The following is a 21470-nucleotide window of genomic DNA, read 5'->3' on the forward strand; positions in this document are numbered from 1 at the left end:
TCACAGGATGAAGACCGTGGTCATCTCGCCGGGCATTGCCACCTATGGGGCGATGCTCATCGGCGGCGCCGTCAGGGATGCAGGGCACGAGGTGCGGCTCTCGACCGCTCTGGCCGCCGGGGACGCCGACGTAGTGCTCCTCAGCCTGTTTTCGACACAGCACCTGATGGATCCCGTGATCAGGGATTTCGTCGCCGGGGTGCGGGCTTCGGAGCGCCCGGTCTATATCGGCGGCCCGGTCTCCGCATACCCGGAGTACGTGCTCGGTGAACTCGCCCCGGACGCTGTGGTCGTTGGCGAGGGGGAAGAGACGGTGCCGCGCCTCCTCGACCGCGGCGTCTTGCCCGATCTCCCCGGGATCGCCTTCTCTCACGGTGGGCGGACCGTGATCACACCGCCGGCGCCGCCGGCCCAGGTGGCGCACCGCCCGCTCCCCCTGATCCCTGACGATATCGGGCGGCAGAGCATCAGGGGGGCGAACGCCTATATCGAGACGCACCGGGGCTGTACCGGCGCCTGCACCTTCTGTCAGGTGCCGCGGTTCTTCGGGAGAGAGATCAGGAGCCGCGACCTCGACGAGATCAGGGAGGAAGTCCGGGCGTTCAGGGATAAGGGCGCCGTGCGCCTCTCGGTCTCGGGCGGGACCGGTTCGCTTTTCGGGTATCATGGGAAGATCGACGACGACGCCGTCATTGCTCTCCTCCAGATGCTCGCCGAGGAGCTCGGCCCGAAAAATGTCTCGGCCCCGGACATCAGGGTGGACGCGATCACCGACGAGATCCTGGAGGCGATCCGGAAATTCACGATTGGCTGGCTCTTCTACGGTTTCGAGTCGGGAAGCGACGCCGTGCTCAGGCAGATGGGCAAGGGTGTCACCGTCTCCCAGATGCACGAGGCAGTGGAGCGGTCGCGCCAGCATGGCCTGAAGGTCGCCGGGTGCTTTATCGTCGGCTACCCGACCGAGACCGCGGAGGACTACGAGGCGACAAAAGAGTTCGTCGCCGAGGAGATGCTCGACGACGTCTTCGTCTCGGTGGCTGAACCGATCCCGAAGACCCCGCTTGCCGACCTGGTGCTGAGGACGCCGCACGAGAAGAACCCGGTCTACGCGCCTCATGAAGGGGAATACCGCTCCCTCCGTCTCACCGAGGCCGAGGCGCGCTGGTTCGATCTCTCCCAGCACGCCGATATGTACAAACCCCTCCTCCACGTGGTGACCGACGAGGTCTTCAACATGTACCTTGCCGAGGCGAGAAAGCAGGGCGAGGATGTCAGGCGGGCGACGGCGCTGATCGAGCGCTATGAGAGGGCGGGAGACGAAGGCTGAATCGTAATTTTTCCGCGATATCTATCTGAGAAGGAACTATCGTGAGACCAAAAACACGTGCCGCCCTTGCATTCATGCTCGGCGTCGCCCTTCTCATGTCGGCGGGCGCCGCCGTCACCTTCACCGATTCGCTGCCGGACAAAACCAACCTCACCGATGGCGAGAAGAAACTCTCCTCCGAACTGCTCGACCTGGTGAGGGCATCTGAAGAAAACGGGGCGGTGATGGAGACTGACGTCGCCGGGGGGCAGATCTTCGGGGCGTCGGCTGAAGAGAGCCCCGAGGATACCGTCTACGTCTATGTCACCGTCGATCCCGCCGCCTCCACCGCCGTGATCGACGCCTATGCCTCCGCGGTCACCGGGCGGGACGAGGGCTACCATCTTGCCGCCGCGGTGGTGCCGGTGGCGGCCCTCGCCGATCTTGCGGCCCTGCCAGAGGTCGTCTCGGTGATGCGCGTGCTGCCTCCCATGGTCAACGCCGGTTCTGTGGATACGGAGGGCGACACCCTCCTCCGTGCAAAAGCCTTCAGGAACGCAACCGGCTATGGCGGGGCCGGGGTGCGGATCGGGATCATCTCCGACGGTGTCGATCATATCGAGACGGCCGTCGCCTCCGGCGACCTGCCTGAGGACGTCCATGTGCTCTCCAATGAGCAGGGAGGGAACGAGGGGACGGCGATGCTTGAGATCGTTCACGATATCGCCCCTGACGCCGATCTTTACTTCCATGACCACGGTAGCAGCTGGATCGAATTCAACGCCGCCATCGATGCCCTCGCTGCCGCCGGGTGCACGGTGATCTGCGACGACATCGCATGGACAACCGTGCCCTATTTCCAGGACGGGATCATCGCCTCGCATATCCAGTCTCTGGTCGATGAGGGTGAGATTATCTATGTCTCTTCGGCCGGGAATTACGCTAAAGCCCATTACCAGGGGGGTTATGTGGACGGCGGCAACGGCTGGCACGACTTCGGCGGGGACATCGAGCTCCCCTTCACGGTCCCCGCAGGTGCATCAATCTTCGTCGTCCTCGAATGGAACGACCCCTGGGGCTCGTCGTCGAACGATTACGATCTCTATGTCTACGATTCCTTGGGGACGAAGATCGCATCCAGCACCGGTCCGCAGGACGGGGACGACAACCCGATCGAATACGCATCGGTGAGAAACACGGGCGCCTCGGCCGCAAAGGCGTATATTGGGGTGAAAAAATACTCCGGTTCCGCCCGGGCCCTCGAAATATTCACCTTCGGGGCATCCGTCGACGCCTCGTACAGCACGACCGCAGACTCGGTCTTCGGCCACCAGGCTGCAGAGGGTGTCATCGCCGTCGGGTCGATCGACTATGCCGATGTGATCCGGTACTACTCTTCCCGCGGCCCTTCGACGATCTCCTATCCTGTTGCGGTGCAGCGGGAGAAACCTGAGATCTCGGCGACGGACGGCGTCTCGGTCACCGGCTCCGGCGGTTTTCCCTCCACCTTCTACGGGACGAGCGCTGCCGCCCCGCATGTGGCGGCGATCTCTGGGCTTGTCTGGGGGCTCGCTCCTGACCTGAGCGCTGCCGAGGTGCGGGAAAAAATGCTTTCGACCGCAGAAGATCTCGGCACAGGCGGCTTCGACACCATCTACGGCTACGGGAGGGTCGACGCCTTCGATCTGTTCCTCGCCACCGGGGAGGCCCCGACGGCGTCGTTCAACGCCGCACCGCTGAGTGGACCGGCGCCGCTGACGGTGACCTTCACCGATCTGTCGGTTGGGGCGACGGCCTGGCAGTGGTCTTTCGGCGATGGTGGGGCCTCGACGGAGCAGCACCCGGTCCACACCTACGCGATGCCCGGAACCTATACCGTCTCGCTCACGGCGTCCAGCCTCTTTGGCAGTACGACGGCCGAAAAAGCAGGGTATGTTACGGTGACAGCGCCGGCACTGGCGGCGAACTTCTCCGCGAACAGGACGGCAGGGACGGTCCCCTTTGCCGTGCAGTTCAACGACACTACCGCGGGGGCCCCCCTCGCATGGAACTGGTCCTTTGGCGACGGCGTCACCTCCACGGAGCAGCACCCGCTCCACACCTATCTGATGCCGGGGAACTACACTGTCTCTCTCGCCGTCGCCGACGCCTACGGGAGCATGGACACGGCGGCCGCGGAGGGGTACGTCACCGCGGAAGCCCCGCCCCTGGTCGCCGCCTTCACGACGAATGTCACCTCGGGTTTCGTTCCCTTCGCCGTCGGGTTCAACGATACTACCGCAGGGGCGCCGGTCGCATGGAACTGGTCATTCGGGGATAATGGAACCTCGATCGAGCGGCACCCAATCCATGCCTATACAATGCCGGGCATTTATACCGTGAACCTCACCGTCACCGATGCCTACGGGGCGGTGAGCGGCAATGAAACGATCATACGGGCAAAACTGCTCCTGCACCCGGCCTTTTCGGTGAACCTTACCGCCGGCGTCGTCCCCCTCGCGGTCTGCTTCACCGATCTCACGGCCGCGAACGCATCGGCGTGGCTCTGGTCCTTCGGCGATGGAAACACCTCGATCGAGCAGCACCCGGTCCACACCTACACCGTAGCCGGCGCCTACACGGTCTCCCTCACGGTGAATGGAGACTGCGGGTCGGTGACGAAGAGCGGTTACATCAACGCCCTCCCCCTGCTCTACGGCGACGCCAACAACGACGGCACCGTGAACCAGGCCGACACCCTCCGGGTGCTCCGTGAGGTGGTTGGCATTGTTGATATGCCCCCGGCAGGCATCGACCGGTTCCAGAAGACCGACGTCCACAGAAACGGTGCGATCGAAGTGGGCGACGCCCTCTTCATCGCGCAGTTCAATGTCGGGCTCCGGGACGTGTGGTTTGAGATAGTCTAAAACCCTCTCTTTTTTCCCGGTAAGGACGCCCGCCGAAAAAAAGGGTTAGCTGCAGCCGCTCCAGCCGCAGTTCTTGCAGATCCCCTGGTTGCACCCCTCGCCGAAGTCGAGTTCGGCGCCGCATTCAGGGCAGAGGTTCTTCTTTTTCTTCCCTGAGACTTCGGTGATCTCCCAGGTGTCCAGGGTGGTGATCGTCTGCTTCGAGGCCGCAAGGTCGATGCACCTGCCCACGACGTCGGCGCAGGAGAGGCCCTCCGAGGCCGGGTTCCTGATGGCCGAGATGCAGTTCACCTTCGCAAACTGCTTGACGAACTTCTGGTGGGGCACGCCGTTCTGGAGGCCGGTGGAGATCGCCCGCCCCAGGGCGTTGGAGTTCGCCTCGCATCCCCCGCTCCCGACGGTCCTGATGAAGACCTCCCACGGCCGGCCGTCGAGGAGGTTGACGGTGATATAGAGGCGGCAGCACCCTGACTGACAGAGATAGGTTCGGCCGGCGAGTTCCTTTGGGCGGGTGGGCAGCCTCTCCGCGGGCTTTTCTTCCGGTTTTTTCTCCTTCAGGGCGAGCACTACGTCTTCTCGGCTGCCCGTCCGGTAGATGGTCATTCCCTTCAGGCCGCTCCGCCACGCCATCAGGACTGCTTCGGCGATCTCCTCGCGGGTGGCGGCGTTCGGCATGTTGATCGTCTTCGAGATGGAGGCGTGGATGTGCCGCTGGAAGATCGCCTGCATGCGCACGTGGTCCCGCCAGTCGATGTCGAGAGCGGTCTGGAAGAGTTTCCTGAAGGAGATCGGGAGCCACCCGACGTCCCTGACCGTACCGGTCTCGTGGACGTGGTCGATCACTTCCTGCACCCGCCGTTCGGCCTCGTCCGGGGTGAGGCCGAGCGCCCCGACGACCCTGCGGAGTTCGGCATCGAAGATCGGGTGGAGTATCACGAAGGTCTTGCCGACGGTGTTCTTCCGGGTGTAGGCATAGGAGAAGACCGGTTCAATCCCGCTCGAACACCCGGCGAGGAGAGAGATCGTCCCGGTCGGGGCGATGGTGGTGAGGGCGGCGTTCCGCATCGGATAATCGCCCCAGACGCTCCCTTCAAAGGAGGGGAAGGTTCCCTTCTCCGCGGCAAGGGCGTGGGATTCATCCACGGCAGTGTCGTTGACAAGGGCCATGATCCGCTCGCAGGCTGCACGCCCCTCCTCGGAGTCGTACGGGAGGCCGAGCATCAGGAGGGCATCGTGGACTCCCATCAGCCCGAGGCCGACCTTCCGCGTCTTGCGCGTCGCCTCCTCGATCTGCGGGATCGGGAAGACGTTTCGGTCGATGACGGCGTCCAGGAAGTGGACCGCCATGCGAGTGATCTGTTTGAGCCCCTCTTCATCGACGGCGCCGTCCCTCACAAACTTCGCCAGGTTAATCGAACCGAGCACGCAGGACTCGAAGGGGAGAAGGGGCTGTTCGCCGCAGTTGTGCACGACCAGACCGTTCGCATCGAAGGCATTGACGCCCGGCACCTGCACATCGTAGACCTCCTCCTCGCCGTCATCTTCGAGCGCAGACACCGTCGCAACGAAACGCTCCCGATTCAGGGAGCGCGAATATGATGACAGTGCCTGTTCAAGCGCTTCTTTTTTCCGTGCGTGGATGAAGCCAACCCTTTCCCGGAAGAAGAGGAGGTTTTCACCTGCGATCACCAGTTCATACTGGGTACGCACGCGGTAGTGCTTTGACCCACCGTCCCCGTCTGGCAGCACCGAGAGTCCGGCCTCCCTGCGCCGATAGATCCGCGAGGCGATTCCGAGGCGGAGAAGCATCCGCTGGACGCTGCGGAGGAGTGGGAGCGAACTCTGCGCCAGCCTGACGCTGATCCCTTTCTTCGTCGTTCCCTGCACCGAGGCGTCGCAGTCGAAGAGGCCAGAGAGGAACCCGCAATAACCGGCAGACGATGCCTTTTCAAGAGCAGGCGTGATAGTCTTCCTGCCGGGAGCCATCCCATATGAGACCGCAAGATCGCGGATGGCAGCAAGCTTCAGCGTGTGTTCGCCCCGCCCTTCGACGGCAGACCAGCCTGAAAAATCAGAGCGTTGGGCGAGCGTATACGCGCACGCCTCCGCGTGCCCCATCACCGACGCCGTACCGCGGTCGTTCTCCCAGACCGAGAGAACGGCGGCATCTGATTTCAGCGTGCCGTCACCGACAAGAAGGCCGAGGAGATATCCTTCTTCCCTGCCGAGGGGGCCGTGCCAGGCCGGAAGGCTGCGGTGATCGTGAAGAAGGATCTGATCGCCTGAAGAGAGGTCGCCCGCACACGTCCATTCGGTCTCCGTGCGATAGCGGGTCATGGATTTTACGCGGCAGACCGGGTGGTTCCTGGTTACCCTCAGGCAGTGACCCTCTTTCGTGGTCATCTTCACCACCTCCTTTCTCCCTGTGGAGAAGAATCCCCCCGGACCTGACCTGAAGGTCATGCCGTTCGCCGCCGCATCGAATGCCGTTCCAACGAGGTCGGCGACCTGGCGGGGGCCTGCGCCGGTCATCACCCATGTGTCCGCGGTGACGCACGGATTCGTCGTATCGATCTCCCCCAGCTGCGGGGTCGGGTTCTTCCGGTTGATCTCGTCGTAAAAGAGAACGCCGGGCTCACCATTCTTCCAGATGCCGTCGACGATGCCGTTCCAGATGGCGCCGACGGTGATCTCCTCGCCCGTATGGGGGTGGGTGGTCCAGACCTTCTGGAGCTGCCCGGCCTCGACGAACTCCATGAAGCGGTCGTTGACCATCACCGAGATGTTGAAGTTCGAGAGTTCGCCCTCGACGTTCTTGGCGTGGATGAACCGCAGGATGTCAGGGTGCCAGACGTTCAGGATCCCCATGTTCGCCCCGCGCCGCCGTCCGCCCTGTTTGATCACGTCGGTGGCGGCGTTGAAGACCTTCATGAACGAGATGGGGCCGGATGCGACGCCGTCAGTGGACTGGACCGGTGCCCCCTCCGGGCGGATCCGCGAGAAGTTGTAGCCGGTGCCGCCGCCGCTCTTGTGGATCAGGGCGCCCCATTCGAGGGCGTGGAAGATCTCAGGGATCGAGTCGCCGACGTACAGGGTGAAACAGGCCGAGAGCTGGCCGATCTCGGTCCCGGCATTCATCAGGGTGGGGGAGTTGGGGAGGAAGCGGAGGGAGTGCATCGCCTCATAATATTCCTCGCGCTCGCTCTCGTTCTGCGCAAGCGCCGCAGCAACGCGCCGGCAGATATCGTCAAATGTTTTCTCGCCCTTGCGGAGGTACCGCGCCGCAAGGATGCTATCAACTACTGAATCGCTCATTCTGGTGCACCATAAAATATGAGTTGAGGGGTGATCTCCACGATCAAATTGGTCTCATCGGTTATACTATTTTCACTGCCCTGCAAGCCAGTCCTCGATCAGCGCCCGCGCGATCGATGCCGGTCCCGGGAGGTCGGGGAGGGCGTCGGCGTTGAACCATCCGGCGTCCTCGATCTCCTGTCTGTCCGGGACGGCCTCGCCGCCGCCGTAATCTGCGGTAAACCCGATCATCAGGGAGTGGGGGAAGGGCCAGGGCTGGCTCCCGAAATACCTGAGATTGGCAATGGCGATCCCGGTCTCCTCCATCACCTCTCTCCGTGCGGCGTGCTCGACATTCTCGCCCGGTTCGACGAAACCGGCGACGACGGAATAGCGGCCGGCCGGAAAGTGTGGGGAGCGGGCGAGGAGGATACGCTCTTTGTCGGTGACCCTGACGATCACGGCCGGGGAGAGGCGCGGGTAGGCGACGAGGCCGCAGGACGGGCAGACCCGGGCGATCTCGTCCTTTTTCCTCAGGGTCGCCGCCCCGCACTGCCCGCAGTAGCGGTGGGTGCGGTCGAAGTCCACATACTGGACGGCCCGCCCGACAATGCCAAGTTCCTCATCTCCGACAGTCCCGAAGAGGTCGCGGAGCGGGACCGGCCTGAGGCCCGCCGGGACAGTCTTAACGCTGGCGGCACAGATCGGGCGGCCTTCGAGGCTGCCGATGAAGAGTGTGAACTCAGAGGGCGAACTGTCCGGGATGTGGGAGAGCAGGGGCGAATCGTCCGGTCTGCAGAGGACGTCCCCGCCCCTGACGAGGACGAAGATAGGGGGGTGCAGGGGCGTATCCGCTGGATGGAAGTCAAGGCGCTCTGTGGTGAAGTGTGGGGAGAAGGCCGGTGTCACACTGATGGGTTAGTTATGTCTGGCATTAGGGATTATGCCTGTGGCAGGACTCACAAAGATGAATGTTTATCAAAGGCCGCTGAAAAATCTTTATATGGCTAAATGCCGCCGCCTTGTTACATAAAATACGTCCGGAACCTGCAGGATCTGTCACAGCGACTTCTGTCCGGAGTGCACGGGCAGCGGCCTTGGTATCTGTTCCGTATAGGTCCACAAAGGTCTGATCGACCTGTTCATCGTGATTCATCGTCTCGTACACGGTCTGGTTTGGGATCTTCTAAGTGCTTTGTACGGGTGGCGGTGACGGTCAGGGATCCGGTCGTCGGAGTGCGCGTGCTGCCCGGTTGGAGGATCCTCTCGGTGCTGTATCGGTGGCCGTACGAGATTCTCCCCCTCGCCCACCGGCAGGTCATGGAGTATCTCGATGCCCATGGCCTCCGCCAGACCTGCCCTGAACGAGAGACCTACCTCAACGACCCGACGGAGATCGCGGCAGGAAACCCTATGACCGAGATCCAGTACCCGATTGAGGACTGAGAATGACCCCTGCAGCTTTTTCCTGGCAATTAACCTTGCCGTCGGAGCAGATTTCGGTTCATCTGATCAGACCCCCCGCCATCCAATCCTCCTTGGCCAGCACTCACATCTCCCCCGGAACCTCGAAAACGAATCTGAATCCGCCTCTGGGGTTTTTGCAGAAATATCCGGGATCAGATAGAGGTGAGGCAGAACACCCTTTTATCCTCGGCCGACATGGGCAGGTGCATGGAGGGATGAGATGGACCCTGATAGAGCACTCAGCGCGATCGGCAGACTGCTGTCGACACAGTCCCTTGCAGTACTGGCCACATTGGACGGAGAAGAGCCCTATACAAACCTGATTGCGATCGCCCCGTCGGTTGACCTGAAGCGGCTCCTGTTCTGCACCTCACAGTTCACCAGGAAACATGAGAATCTCCAGAAAAATCGGCATGTGGCCCTGCTCATTGACAACAGGCGTGGTAATCCGCGTGACTTTGGAGAAGCCACTGCTGTCACCGTCCTCGGTGTTGCACGGGCGGTGGAAGAGGGAGGCCGGAAAGAATCAGAGAGGGAATTTCTGCAAATTCACCCATATCTCGTCGATTTCGTCCATTCGCCAACGACCGTCCTCTATGAAGTGAGGATCAGGAGATACGTCCTGGTCCGGCGGTTCCAGAATGTCAGTGAGGTGGCGATGGATGAATGAATATCTGGCCCCGCTTGAGGATCTGCCTTCCGATGCCCTTTCCCTCTGCGGGGGGAAGGCGTTGAATCTCGGCCGTCTCATGCGCTCCGGCATCCGGGTGCCTCCAGGCATCTGCGTCACCACTGACGCCTACAGTTCCTATATTGACGAAACTGGAATCAGGGGTCGGATCATACTTGAACTTGCACGCAAGGATTTCCGTGATATGCGGTGGGAGGAGGTGTGGGACGCTGCGCTCAGGATTCGCACCCTGTTTTCCAGAACCCCGCTGCCGCCCGGACTCCATGACCACCTTGCCGCTGCCATCGGATCGCGTTTCGGGGAGAGACCGATCGTCGTCCGATCGTCCTCGGTTGCCGAGGACTCGGTGGCTGCTTCGTTTGCAGGCATTCACGAATCTTTTGTGAACATAGGGGGAGTGGAGGTGATCATCGACCACATCAGGCTCGTATGGACCTCGCTCTGGTCCGATGCGGCCCTCCTCTACCGGCAGGAGATAGGTCTGGAGCCGGCATCGAGCGCAATGGCAGTTGTCCTGCAGGAGATCGTCGTGGGAGAATCATCCGGGATCCTCTTTACGGTAAACCCGCTCGATGAGGATGAAACGATCATAGAGGCAGTATGGGGCCTGAACCAGGGTCTTGTCGATGGGGCGGTGGAGCCGGACCGCTGGGTGATCGATCGCCGCACCGGACAGGCGGTCTCCCATCAGCCCCCCTCAGAGAGGGGTGAGATGGTCGTCCCGGTGCTCGCCGGGGTTGCGGTGAGGCAGACGACCCCGGATCGTGCGGGGCGTCCTCCCCTCACTGACAGAGATATCAGATCGCTCCTGGAGATCGGACACACCGCCGAGGAGATCTTCGGAGCCCCGCAGGATATCGAGTGGACGAAGACGGAAAACGGCATCGTGGTTCTGCAGGCCCGTCCCGTGACGGCGAGGGAGCGGACCGACAGGAGGCAGTATTATCTCGGCCTCAAACGGAGTCGCTTGCGACTGCGTGCATTGCAGCAGGAGATCGAGGGCAGATGGCTCCCCGGGATGATCGAGGAGGGGCAGCGCCTTGCCGAAACCGTTCTCCTGGCCATGGACGATCAAGCGCTTGCGGCGGCGATCCAGGGCCGGCAGGAGAGGCAGAGGGAGTGGGAAAAGATCTATCTTACCTATTTCATCCCCTTTGCACACGGCGTCCGCCTTTTTGGAACCTTCTACAACGACACCGTCCACCCCGCCGATCCCTATGAGTTCGTTGATCTCCTGGTCGGGGGCCGCCTCATCAGTCTGGAACGAAACCGGGATCTGACTGAGATGGCGGCTGAGGTGCGTCTGAACCCTGCAGCCCTGAATGGCATCGTCCTAAACACGCCTGAAGATCCCCTGAATACACGGTTCAGTCGATTTCTCACCCGTTATGGGGGTGCGCTGGGTGACGACGAGGAGGTGCGGAGGGGGATCATTGGGGTGATCCGGGAGATGGCGTCCGGGCACCGCAGCGAGCGTCATGGTGATGAGCGGAGCGTTGACCTGCGTGAGCGTTTTCTCTCCCATGTTTCGGTGGAAGGGCGGGCTGATGCAGAGGAACTGCTCGCCCTTGCCCGGCGGAGCTATGAATTGCGGGACAACGATAACCATGCCCTGGATCGGATTGTCGGTGAGGTGCGGCGCGCTGTTGCTGAGGGAAGAAAAAGGCTTCATAGCCGAGGAATCGAAACAGACGACGATACCCCAGCCGAAGAGGTTGCCCGTGCCCTCCGGGAGCGAGGATATGTGCCTGGCCGCCCGGCAGTGAGAACGGCGGACGCCGCAGAATCTGGTGTGCAGGCCCGTCAGATCACCGGTCAGCCTGCCTCGCGTGGGGCGGCATGCGGCCCGGCATGCGTTATCAGAGCGAGCGCCGACCTTTTCAGGGTAAAAAGCGGCGACGTTCTGGTCTGCGACGCGATCGAGCCTGGGATGACGTTTGTGATCCCGCTGTGTGCGGCCGTGGTCGAACGCCGCGGTGGGATGCTCATCCACGGTGCGATCATCGCACGGGAGTATGGCATCCCCTGTGTCACCGGCATACCCCGTGCAACCGGGGTGATCAGGGACGGCGAGCAGGTCTGTGTTGATGGCTATCAGGGTATCGTCACGATCCGGCATCCGGTGGAGCCGGCGCTCAGGGCCGTTCCAGCAGAAATAAGGGGAGGATGAACATTGCCGGAAGATGGGCCCCGTCCTTAGAAGTGCCGCCCGTTCTGTTTGCCGGTTCAGGGGATGTCTTTCAGGGGCGGATCCGCTTCAGGAGCCAGGCCATGTTCCCCCCGAGGTTCCGCATCGTCAAAAGCCCCTCCTCGTCCTTCTCCACATCGCCGGCTTCAAGTCCGACGCCGAGGTTCCAGTACGAGGATCCGACCGTGAACATCTGCGAGATCCCGAAGAGGTGGTTGATGGTGTCGAAGGCGTGGACCGCACCGGCGCGACGAACGGCGACGACGGCCGCACCGGCCTTGCGGGCGAACATGCCGCCGTTGGCAATCGAGACAAAACCTGCCCGGTCGATGAGGGCCTTCGTCTCGGTGCTGACGTCCGCGAAGTAGGTCGGTGATCCGATGATAATCCCATCTGCCGCGACCATCTTCGCAATGCAGTCATTGACAAAGTCGTTGTCGATGACGCATTTTCCATCCCGGTTCTCGAAGCATTTGGCGCAGGCGGTGCAGCCGTGAACCTTTTTCCCGCCGATCTGGACGAATTCGGTCTCGATGCCTTCCTTCTCAAGTTCCGCGAGCACTTCTGCAAGGAGGCGGGCGGTGTTCCCGTCCTTCCTCGGGCTCCCGTTGAATGCGACGACTCTCATCTCAGGTCTCCTGTGTGCGAAGGGTGGTGTACTGCCTTGATATGATTCTTCTCTCGTGCCAGCAGATGGCGGTGACTTCATCCATGATGTCCATCACCCTGTTTCCGGAGGGCCAGATCGCTTCGCAGATCTCACAGATCTCCTGATCCCCATCAGTACACTCTTCTCTCAGGGATCACCCCGCGCACCCCTCCCCTGGGGTCAGGGACGTCCCCGTCATAGCGTGGGATGAGGTGCAGGTGCAGGTGCATCACCGTCTGCCCGGCGGCAACGCCGACGTTCACCCCGATGTTCCAGCCGTCTGGACGGTAGCGCTCCTCAATGATGGTGCGGCAGCGGGCGACGAGATCGAAGAGCGCTGCCCTCTCCTCATCGGTGGCATCGAAAAATGAGGAGACGTGGCGGAACGGGATGATCAGGATATGTCCCTGCGTGACCGGGAAGGCGTCAAAGCGTGCGTATGCCAGAGCGTTTTTTGTGACGATGCAGTCGGGGTGGGGATTGCAGAACGGACAGACCATACGATCCATCTTCAGACGCCTGCAGAGAAAATACCCTGCGATGACGGATCTCCATGTGACGGGAGGGATCGACCGGCGAGAGCGTATCTGGAGATATGAGGCGGTGTGCCACCTCTGCAGAGGCATCTGGATGAAATTATCTGTTTTTTTACAATTGCTAAAAGAAAAGGCAATATTAATCCACGCTCAGATCATAAAAAAAGTAAATACACGCGTCTCACCCCTGGCCAGCATGATCTCTCTGCTCTGTGTTGATGACGAGCCTGCAATGCTTGATCTCATCAAACTCTATCTCGAACGCTACGGCGAGTTTGCCGTTACGACGGCCTCATCCGCAGCCGAAGCGCTCGATATGTTCAGGGTTCGTTCCTTCGACGCCATCGTTTCGGACTACGAGATGGAAGGTCAGGACGGGATCGAGTTCCTCGGCAGACTCAGGGGGCAGGGCAACACCACCCCCTTCATTCTCTTTACCGGCAGAGGGCGGGAAGAGGTCGCCGTTGCGGCGATGAACGGCGGTGCCGACTTCTATGTCCAGAAAGGCGGCGATCCCCGCGCCCAGTTTGCCGACCTCGCCCACAAGATCGAAGTGGCGGTCGAGCGGCACCGCTTCACCTGCGCCCTTGAAGAGCGCGAGGGGATATTCAGGGCGATCACCGATAAGACTGCGGTCGGCATCTGGATGCACAGGGGAGACCGGATCATCTATGCAAATCCGGCTGCCGAAGAGATATCCGGGTATTCACTGGAGGAGCTGACCTCCATGGATGTGTGGGGTTTCGTCCACCCTGAAGAGCGGGCCGCAGTGCGGGCCCGCGCCGGGAAAAGACTCCTGGGCGAGATCCAGCCTGAGCGCTCTCTCATGCGCGTCCTGAGGAAAGACGGCAGCGAACGTATCCTCGACATCTGCGCAGATATTACCCTGATTGCCGGCAGCCCCACCATCATCGTGACCGCCGTCGACATCACCGAGAGGCACCGGACCGAGCAGATCCTCAGGGAACAGGAACGCTCTTTCTCCACTCTCCTCGACGCCCTCAGGGACAGCGTCGTCATCATCGACATGGAGGGGACGGTGCTGTACCTGAATGGCGTCGCCTGCGAGATGGCCAGCTTCAGGAGTCGCGCTGATGCCATTGGGAGGAACGTGCTGGATTTCATTCATCAGGACTCGGTCGAGGACGTCCTCAGGGACCTGCAGACCGTTCGCGAAGGCACCGACCGTTTTCCGGCAGAATACGCCGCAATGACCGCCACCGGTGAGGTGCGGACGGTCGAGTCCCACGGCAGGATCATCGAGTTCCACGGGAAAAAAGCCATCGCCCTCTCGCTGCGGGACGTCACCGACCAGAAACGCGCCAGCGCCGGGGCGCGGGAGCAGGAGAGACTGAACCGGGAGCTGATCGCCGGCATGCCCGAGTACATCCTTGTCCATACGAGGGACGGCAGGATCGTTTTTGCAAACCCTGCGGCTGAAGAGGCGCTCGGGTGCGAAACGGGGGGCCTTGTCGGGGAGGCGATCTCCTCGATTGTGATGCCGGAATCACGTGCGACTTTCAGGGAGCATGTCCGGGACGCCATTGGAGGAAGAAAGGCCGCCCCCGTTGAGATCATGATCGCCGGTCAGGGCCCTGAAATGCCGGTCATACTCCGGGCGGCTCCCCTCACCTACCAGAACGAAGACGCCGTCCTCCTGGTGCTCACCGATATCACCGAGCGGACGGTCCTGGAGAAAGAACTCGAATACCATGCCGCAGAACTCAAGCACTTTTCCGAGTCGCTCAACCTGATCAATGAAAAACTCCAGATCATGAGTTCGGTCACCCGCCACGACATCCTCAACCAGCTCACCGTCCTCCTCGGCTACCTCGAGATCGCCGGGGAGGAGGCCGAAGGGCTGCCGGTGCTCACCTACCTCCACCAGGTGAAGCGCTCTGCCCTGAATATCAAAGATTTGATCGAGTTCACCCGCGACTATCAGGACCTCGGGGTGCGCGAGCCGCAGTGGTGCGATGTGCAGCGGGCGATCGGCCACCTTGGCCTGTGCGGTGTCAGGATCACCTCCGGGGTCGGCGGTCTTGAGGTCTACGCCGATCCCCTCTTTGAGAAGGTCTTCTATAACCTTTTCGACAATACCGAGCGTCATGGTGAGAAGGCGACCGAGATCAGGGTCGAATGGCGTCAGAGCGACGACGGGGCGATGATCCTCTGGGAGGACAACGGCGTCGGGGTGAGGCCTGAGGACAAGGAGCGGATCTTCACGCGTGGGTTCGGGAGGAACAGCGGCCTCGGGATGTTCCTCTCAAAAGAGATCCTGGCGATCACCGGCCTTGGCATCAGGGAAAACGGAGAGTTCGGGAAAGGCGCACGCTTCGAGATCCATATTCCCCGGGGCAGGTACCGGTGCTCTGCCGACGCCAGAAGCGCGGCAGAGGATCATGCCCGGTCTGTCCATGGCCGTTCAGCGCCCTGAAGGATCTGGCCGCCGGCGGTTCAGGACCATCAGCCGCATCGTCGTCATCTCCTCGATCGCATACCGTGGCCCCTCCCTCCCGAGGCCGGAGGCTTTTGCCCCGCCGTAGGGCATGGCGTCAGCCCTGAACGTCGGGACGTCGTTCACCATCAGCGCCCCGGCCTCGCATTCCTCAAAGGCGGTGAAGACCCGGTCGAAGCCATCGGTGAAGATGCCGGTCTGAAGACCGAAGACCGAATCGTTTGCCATGGCGAGTGCCTCCTCGAAGGTGTCGTACGGTGTCACCGTGATCACCGGGGCGAAGACTTCGGTGGCGTTCACCCGCATCGTCGGGACGGTGTCGGCAAGCACCGTCGGCAAAAAGAGCGTCCCTTCGCGCTTTCCGCCGGCAAGGACGCTTGCCCCCTCGAAGACCGCCTCCCGCACCTTTTCCTCTGCCTCTGCAGCCGCCGCCTCGGAGATCATCGGCCCGATATCGGTCCGGGAATCGCGGGGGTCGCCCACCGCAAGGGCGCCGGTGCGCTCGAGGATCATCGCAAGGCAGTCGTCATAGACATCCCGGTGGATGAAGACCCGCTGGACCGAGATGCAGACCTGCCCGGCGTTGGAGAAGCCGCCCTGGACGATCCGTTCGGCCGCATAGGGGAGGTCGGCATCGGCATGGACGATCGCCGCCGCATTGCCGCCGAGCTCCAGCCCGACCCGTTTTCGCCCGGCGATCTCTTTGAGCCGCCAGCCGACGCCAGGACTCCCGGTGAACGAGAGGTAGGCGATCCGCTCGTCCCGCACCAGCCATTCGGCAAGGTCCGGGGTGCAGGGGAGAACCGATACCGCCTCTGCAGGATACCCGGCCTCAATCAGAAGCGATCCGAGGAGGAGGCTTGAGAGTGGGGTCTTTGTGGCCGGCTTCAGAATGACGGCGTTTCCCGCCGCCACGGCCGGGCCGATCTTGTGGCAGGCAAGGTTGAAAGGAAAGTTGAACGGGGTGATCGCCAGCACCGTGCCGATCGGGAACCGGCGGAGGTAGCCGGTCCGGCCCCCGGCCGCGGGAGTCAGGTCGAGGGGGAGGATCTCGCCGTAGATCCGCCCTGCCTCTTCGGCTGAAAGGAGGATCGTCTCTTTCGCCCGGTCCACCTCGGCGCGGGCGAGGGCCGACGTCTTTCCGGCCTCAAGGGTGATGAGCCGTGAAAGGTCCTCTTTTCGCTCCTCGATCAACCAGGCGAATCTTTTGAGAATCCTGATGCGTTCGTGGGCAGGAAGCCGCCGTGTCCGTCCGAAGCCCTCCTGCGCAGAGCGGACAGCGTCCTCGAGGTCGGTCGCCCCGGCGAGGCAGAAGGTGTCGACAGGCGAGTGGTCGTAGGGAAAACGGACCTCTTCTACCGTGTCGCTCCGCCGCCACTCCCCGCCGACCAGGAATGGTCTGGGTTCGGTCATGGTGGAGAATGGCAGGTCGGAGATATTGAACTTTCCCCGGACGCGCCTGAGATGAAAAATGGTGTTTTGGGCCTGTGGGCAGGTTATGCCTGGCAGGTTCGGTTATGGATCTGATCGCAGGTCCGGTTGCATGCGCAGGCCCCTGCGGCGGCGCCGTGCTGGCAGGCCCAGGCCGCCGGCCCGCGGCAGAGTTCTCCCTGCGGGTTTTCGGTGCACCCTGACCGAGAGGTCGCCTGCTGCCCGCCTGCATTCTCCCATCCTCCAAGGGCGGCGGCCGGGACCGCCGCCACAAGGGCCAGGCAGAGAAGACAGGCGGCCCCGATAGAGACATAATTCTTTTTCATATTGTTCTTTCCTCACTGCCGCCCCGGCGTCCTGCCGGGCGGTCTGATCAGAACGTCCGCATGGGAGAAGATAAGAAACGGTCATGATCCGGGTTCCAGAGGATAACCCGGAGGTTCAGCATTCGATCGTCCGGAGGTCGGCGAGAAACGCCTCTGCCGAAGCATAGCGCGTTGCGGGATCCTTCTCCAGGCAGCGGAGGACGATCTGATCAAAGGGTGCAAGGGCAGGTTCGACGGCCGAGGGCGGGATCGGATCGTCGCTGAGGACGGCCGCCGCATACTCCCCCGGGCCGACCCCATTATACGGGAACGCCCCGGTCAGGAGTTCGTACAGCACCACGCCGAGCTGGAAGAGATCGGTCCCTGCGCCGGCAGGGCCGTAGCGGGCCGGAGCAAGTTGTTCCGGGGCGGCATAATGGAGAGAGAACCCGGGAGCGGTCGTCTCGTCGCCGTCAGCAAGCACCCGGCCGAGCCCCCAGTCGACGATCTTCGGGGTGCCGTCCGGGGCGAGCAGGATGTTTCCCGGCTTGAGATCGCGGTGTATCACACCCTTTTCATGGGCGTAGGCGAGCCCTTCGGCGATCCCGGCGACGATACTGCAGGCCCTCTCAGGCGAAAGCGGTTTTTCGAGGTCTTTGAGCGAGCGGTCGAAGTACTCCATCTCCACGTACGGGGAAGGAAGGATGTTCACCGCACATACCCTGACGATGTTCTGGTGGGCGAGCCCCCGCCAGATGCCGATCTCTTTCAGAAACGATCGCCCGGTCGCCTCATCCGTCCTGAGCGGCACCTTGACGGCGACGGTCTGCCCGTCTCTTACCCTCGTCGCCAGAAACACACGGGCGGTCCCGCCGCTCCCGACGGGGACGATTCCGGTGTAGCGTGCTGAAAGGGCCGGAGGGAATCCGCCGTCGCCGGAACGCGGTTCTTCTCCTCCGAAGATGACGGTATGGTCGAGATCGATGGACGCACGCCTGGCGGAAAGGTGGAAATAGCCGTACAGGGCGGCGACGACCACGGCGACGGCGATGAAAGCGAGCACGATCAGATCGGTCCGGTCGCCGCTGCCCCCCTGCATCCCGGTGCCATTCGGTCCCATGAAGCGGGCCTGCTCCGTGACCGACGGTGTGCTCGCCGCCTCCGGGATCGCCGTGGTCTCTGATGCAGCGGCGATCGTCGTTGTCACAGGGGGATCATCGACGGCCACCGTCTCCGGGAGCGTGATCGGGGTCTGCCATGCCGCCCGGTCGTTCCCATATGCAGGGACGCTCTTATTCGTCATGCCGTGAGCGTCCTTCATCTCCTGACCCTGCGCCGCTGCCGCCGGCACGGCTATGAGGGCGACCGCGAGGATGACCGCGGCGAACGACCCGAAGAGCGCGCTACGTCTCATTCAATCCATCCTCCCCGGACTCGGGCGGCGGCACAGAGAAGAGGAGGCGCGCCCCCTGCGGCCCGCGGGCAAGATCGATCAGGTCGCCGTCCTGGAGAGGGCGCATCTCGTTCTTTCTCAGCGGCACCGTGTTCACCATCGTGCCGCCGGTGCTCCCGGCGTCCCTGACATGCCAGACGCCGCCGAGGCGCTTCAGCAGACAGTGAGGGCGTGAGACGCGGCTTACCGCCGCATATGAGGGGGCGAGCGCGATCGTTTCGTCTTCCGCAGGGCTGCCGGCGGCATCGGCCCTGCCGACGGCGTACTGCTCATACCTGAGGGGAACGGCGCGGCCGTCCTCCTCGCCGCCCACCACGAGGATGATGGGCGTCCCTCCGAAAAAAGCTGAGGAAAGACGGTCTTTCATCTCGCGCAGCCTGAGGGAAACGCCTGACCCGTCCGCGGCGATCCCGAGGTTCCCGAAGATCCCGAGGTTCTGGATCACCATCTCAAGGCCTCCCTGAACAAGGGAGTATTTCCAGACCGGGTGAACGCCGGTCACCGTCTCGGCCGAACTGCCTGCCTCTTTCCTGATAAGACCGGCAAGAAGAAGTCTGTTGAGGTGTTTTTTCGTGTTCTCGTAACTCGTTCCTACGGCGCGGGAGATCTCCTTCGCGTCCCTGGGTCGGCGCTCGATGATCTTCAGGATGCGCAGACGGGTCGGGCTGCTGAGAACGTCGAGATACTCGGAGAGTTCATCGACAAAGTCCAGGTCCTGTCCCGGGGCGAGGGTGCTGTCGTCGTCACCGTCCCTCATCAGGGAACTATTAGACGCGGCATATAAATAAGGCTCCGCGTAACGAGAGAGGTGAGGGCTGGAACCGCCCGTTACTCTCACCGACTAACTACGGACAGCAGTCTTTACCGCGTCGATCCCGACCCGATCGACCAGCCTCGCCGTCCGCTCCCCGGGCTTTCCGTTCTCAATATAATAATCGAGAAGAAGTTTAACAAGAGCGATCACGTCTTCTTTTGCGAGGTCTTTTGCGATCACGTCGCCGATGCGGGGCCGCCCCCCCGAGTTCCCGCCGAAGGTCACGGTCCAGCCCTTTGCCGTCCCGAGCACCCCGATGTCCCGCACATAACTCTCGCCGCAGCACCTCGGGCAGCCCGAGACCCCCATCTTCAGTTTCGCCGGGAGGTTCAGATCCTGATACACCTTTTCAAGCTCGAGCCCGAGACCGAGCGAATCCTGCACGCCGTACTTGCAGACCGCCGTGCCCGGGCACGCCTGCACATAATGGACGCATGGTGCGGTCGCCTCACCGACCGTCATCCCGATCTCGTTCCAGATCTTCTCGACATCTTCTGCCTTGATCCCGACAAGGGCCATCCGCTGCCCTGAGGTGATCTTGATCACCGGGATCTCGTAGCGTCGCGCCACCCTGGCGATGTTCTCCAGGTCTTCGGGTGCGACGATGCCGGCCGGCGTCCTCGGCACAATCGCATAGGTCTCCCGGTCGCGCTGGAGAATAGCGCCTCTTGGTCCGTCTTCCATACTGCTGTTTCCCCCCTTATGTGATGGTGCTGCCTTTGGAAGGTGTTGAAGATAAAAGTATCCGAACACGCTTCAGCGGTCCAGGCTCGCCATCAGCGAATGCTGCAGGTATCGCATCATGGGGGCATCTGATCCGGTCATCGCCAGGGTTTCTGGACCGCCGAGAGAGGTGATAAAAAACTCGCCGTAATCGACGAATACGACCGTTCCGTCAAATTGAGGGTGGCTATTCGCAGCATCGTCCAGCAGTTCGGCAACAAATCCCTTTGCCTGAACAAACGGGATATCCAGCCCTTCAAAGTCATCGGGATTGCGAACGAGGATGCAGAGGTCCACTCTCTTCTCGGCTGCTTTCAACTCTTTTAAATAGCGTTTCAGGAACTGTCTGTCGCGACAGACAAGAAGCACCTGTTTTTTCGCTCTCTTTAACAGGGATCTCACATGGTTATCGATCGCCCAGTCACTCCTCAGCATATATACCGAGGGAGGCGGCCTTGGAAGCGCGAACGAAATCTCCCTGATCGCCCGTCGCGTCTTCTCAAGGGTGCAGAGATACCCCTCTTTCAGGTGATCGATCACCTCATCGGGGTCGAGCAGGTAATAGCAGGTCGGTGACCCTTCTTCAACGCCGATAAAACCCCGCTGTGCCAGGTCGTGCAGGATCTCGTAAATCCTCCCTCTCGGCACCCCGCTGATCTCGTGGATGTCCCGGGCGGTGGCCTTTCTCAGGCCGACAAGAGTGGAATACACCTTCGCCTCGTACTCATTGAGCCCGAGGTTCTTGAGCAGGGGGACGATATCTTCTGTCATCGTTCATCATGGGAAGACGGCGTCGATAATTCTACCGGCCGCAACTCTATATGGTTGCACCACATTTATCTGGCGGCGGCGCCGAGATGAGATCGGCACAGAGGATCCCCGGAATGTCGCTCTGGAGAACCGCGTCAACCGTTTTCTGCGCAATCACCTGACGCTGCAGAAGGTGCAGGGGGATCCTTTCTGTCATGATTCTGTCGTCCTCGCTGCTGGCAGGGCGCCACCTCTTCTCTGTACAGAAGCAGGCGGGTCTGGTATGCCATCTGGCAGAATGATCCGTCATCTCGGGATTCTCGCGGCCTTATCCCATGAAACCAACGATTAATCCTCCTGTGAGTTGCACCAACCATATATGAAAGGCCCTCAGATCTGATCTTCACAGGCTGAGGCGAATGACCTATTCGGGAACAGAGATAGAAGGATTAATACTCTGCACAGAGCAATCCGCCGGGACAGGTGTCTGCCAGCCGCG

The 21470-nt window shown here is 61.8% G+C and carries 16 protein-coding genes; 6 read left to right on the forward strand and 10 right to left on the reverse strand.

Annotated elements, in window-relative coordinates; all coding sequences use genetic code 11:
• The first annotated feature begins 7 nt into the window (after nt 1–7).
• Both HWN36_RS08770 and HWN36_RS08775 read left to right on the forward strand, forming a co-directional pair.
• A complete protein-coding gene (locus tag HWN36_RS08770; protein ID WP_176788989.1) occupies nt 8–1327 on the forward strand; it encodes a methyl-coenzyme M reductase glutamine C-methyltransferase in 1320 nt (439 codons plus the stop codon).
• A 41-nt stretch (nt 1328–1368) separates the two neighbouring features.
• Nucleotides 1369–4212 carry a PKD domain-containing protein gene (locus HWN36_RS08775; RefSeq protein WP_176788990.1) on the forward strand — a complete coding sequence of 948 codons (2844 nt, stop codon included), beginning with the start codon at nt 1369–1371 and terminating at the stop codon, nt 4210–4212.
• A gap of 45 nt (nt 4213–4257) precedes the next feature.
• On the opposite strand, the gene HWN36_RS08780 is transcribed toward HWN36_RS08775, so the two are convergent.
• Together HWN36_RS08780 and nudC are read right to left on the reverse strand one after the other, a co-directional pair.
• Complete coding sequence (locus tag HWN36_RS08780) at nt 4258–7527, reverse strand: LAGLIDADG family homing endonuclease (RefSeq protein ID WP_176788991.1); 3270 nt, start codon at nt 7525–7527, stop codon at nt 4258–4260.
• Between the two features lie 72 nt (nt 7528–7599).
• A complete protein-coding gene (nudC, locus tag HWN36_RS08785; RefSeq protein WP_176788992.1) occupies nt 7600–8415 on the reverse strand; it encodes an NAD(+) diphosphatase in 816 nt (271 codons plus the stop codon).
• A gap of 267 nt (nt 8416–8682) precedes the next feature.
• On the opposite strand from nudC, the gene HWN36_RS08790 reads away from it, so the two are divergent.
• The 3 genes from HWN36_RS08790 (at nt 8683) to HWN36_RS08800 (ending at nt 11834) form a co-directional block, all read left to right on the forward strand.
• Complete coding sequence (locus HWN36_RS08790; protein ID WP_176788993.1) at nt 8683–8952, forward strand: GyrI-like domain-containing protein; 270 nt, start codon at nt 8683–8685, stop codon at nt 8950–8952.
• 241 nt (nt 8953–9193) lie between these two features.
• On the forward strand, nt 9194–9643 hold the full coding sequence (locus tag HWN36_RS08795; protein WP_176788994.1) for a pyridoxamine 5'-phosphate oxidase family protein: 450 nt from the start codon (nt 9194–9196) through the stop codon (nt 9641–9643).
• Nucleotides 9636–11834, forward strand: a complete 2199-nt coding sequence (locus tag HWN36_RS08800) for a PEP/pyruvate-binding domain-containing protein (protein ID WP_176788995.1) — start codon at nt 9636–9638, stop codon at nt 11832–11834. Before HWN36_RS08795 ends, HWN36_RS08800 begins: the two co-directional genes overlap by 8 nt.
• Nucleotides 11835–11904: 70 nt before the next feature.
• Here the strand turns inward: HWN36_RS08800 and HWN36_RS08805 are convergent, their stop codons facing one another.
• Nucleotides 11905–12480, reverse strand: coding sequence for a flavodoxin family protein (locus HWN36_RS08805; RefSeq protein WP_176788996.1), 576 nt, complete (start codon nt 12478–12480; stop codon nt 11905–11907).
• Nucleotides 12481–12632: 152 nt separating this feature from the next.
• Nucleotides 12633–13001, reverse strand: coding sequence for an HIT family protein (locus HWN36_RS08810; protein ID WP_176789610.1), 369 nt, complete (start codon nt 12999–13001; stop codon nt 12633–12635).
• Between the two features lie 232 nt (nt 13002–13233).
• Here HWN36_RS08810 and HWN36_RS08815 point away from each other — a divergent pair, with 232 nt between their 5' ends.
• The gene (locus HWN36_RS08815; protein ID WP_176788997.1) at nt 13234–15474 is read left to right on the forward strand and encodes a PAS domain S-box protein; all 2241 of its coding nucleotides are present in this window, start codon (nt 13234–13236) and stop codon (nt 15472–15474) included.
• Here the strand turns inward: HWN36_RS08815 and HWN36_RS08820 are convergent.
• The 6 genes from HWN36_RS08820 to HWN36_RS08845 all read right to left on the reverse strand — a co-directional run bounded on the left by HWN36_RS08820 (nt 15463) and on the right by HWN36_RS08845 (nt 20992).
• On the reverse strand, nt 15463–16908 hold the full coding sequence (locus tag HWN36_RS08820) for an aldehyde dehydrogenase family protein (RefSeq protein WP_176788998.1): 1446 nt from the start codon (nt 16906–16908) through the stop codon (nt 15463–15465). The genes HWN36_RS08815 and HWN36_RS08820 overlap by 12 nt on opposite strands.
• Before the next feature lie 83 nt (nt 16909–16991).
• Nucleotides 16992–17252 carry a hypothetical protein gene (locus HWN36_RS08825; RefSeq protein WP_176788999.1) on the reverse strand — a complete coding sequence of 87 codons (261 nt, stop codon included), beginning with the start codon at nt 17250–17252 and terminating at the stop codon, nt 16992–16994.
• A gap of 115 nt (nt 17253–17367) precedes the next feature.
• Entirely contained in the window at nt 17368–18645 is a 1278-nt protein-coding gene (locus HWN36_RS08830; protein ID WP_176789000.1) for a serine/threonine-protein kinase, read from the reverse strand.
• Nucleotides 18635–19441, reverse strand: coding sequence for an FHA domain-containing protein (locus HWN36_RS08835; protein WP_176789001.1), 807 nt, complete (start codon nt 19439–19441; stop codon nt 18635–18637). The genes HWN36_RS08830 and HWN36_RS08835 overlap by 11 nt, the downstream gene beginning before the upstream one ends.
• Before the next feature lie 84 nt (nt 19442–19525).
• On the reverse strand, nt 19526–20182 hold the full coding sequence (locus HWN36_RS08840; protein WP_176789002.1) for an NAD(P)/FAD-dependent oxidoreductase: 657 nt from the start codon (nt 20180–20182) through the stop codon (nt 19526–19528).
• 72 nt (nt 20183–20254) lie between these two features.
• On the reverse strand, nt 20255–20992 hold the full coding sequence (locus tag HWN36_RS08845; RefSeq protein ID WP_176789003.1) for a TrmB family transcriptional regulator: 738 nt from the start codon (nt 20990–20992) through the stop codon (nt 20255–20257).
• Nucleotides 20993–21470: the final 478 nt, after the last annotated feature.

Source organism: Methanofollis tationis, from assembly GCF_013377755.1.
GTDB lineage: Archaea > Halobacteriota > Methanomicrobia > Methanomicrobiales > Methanofollaceae > Methanofollis > Methanofollis tationis.